Source organism: Methylobacterium mesophilicum (assembly GCF_022179445.1).
Taxonomy (GTDB): domain Bacteria; phylum Pseudomonadota; class Alphaproteobacteria; order Rhizobiales; family Beijerinckiaceae; genus Methylobacterium; species Methylobacterium mesophilicum.
On sequence record NZ_BPQU01000091.1, the window covers coordinates 1 to 668 of the forward strand.

The following is a 668-nucleotide window of genomic DNA, read 5'->3' on the forward strand; positions in this document are numbered from 1 at the left end:
GTGATCTCCTCGATCGTCCGCTGCGTCGTGTCCGAGCGCGTCTTGCCGGCCGCCGCGCGCTTGACCGCCTCCTCGGTCAGCATCACCGACGTGTTGATGCCCCGCTGGATCTCGCCCAAAATCCCCCGGACCTGACCGGTGGCCGCCTTGGCCTGATCGGCGAGCAGCTTCATCTCGGAAGCCACCACGGCGAAGCTGCGCCCGCTCTCGCCGGCCGCCGCCGCCTCGATCGCGGCGTTGAGCGCCAGCAGGTGCGTGCGCTCCGAGATGTCGTTGACCGTCTCGATGATGTCCCCGATCGTCTGGGTCTTCTCCGACAGGCTGACGATGTTGCCGGCCACCGCCTCGGCCTGCTCGCGGATCGCGTCCATCGCCTTGGCGGTGTCCGAGACCGCGCGCAGGCCCTGCCGGGAGGTCTGGGCCGTGGCCTGGGCGGTGGCGATCACCTCGGTGGCGCGCTTGCCGATCTGGGCGCCGGAATGGGTGATCTCGTCCACCGTGGCGGCGGTCTCCTGCACGGCGGCGAACTGCTCCTCCACCGACGCCGCCTGCTGCTGCGCCGAGGCGCGGATCTCGGCCGCCGCCGCGTTGAGGTCGGCGGTGGCCGCCCGGCTCGTGCGGGCGAGGTCGGACAGGTTGTCCACCATCGCGTTCAGCGTCCGCCCCAG

The 668-nt window shown here is 71.6% G+C and carries 1 protein-coding gene; it reads right to left on the bottom strand.

Going from position 1 to position 668, the window contains the following annotated elements:
• Nucleotides 1-668 (bottom strand): methyl-accepting chemotaxis protein (locus tag MFF40_RS28340; protein ID WP_238263151.1); only part of this gene is annotated, 668 nt, incomplete at both ends.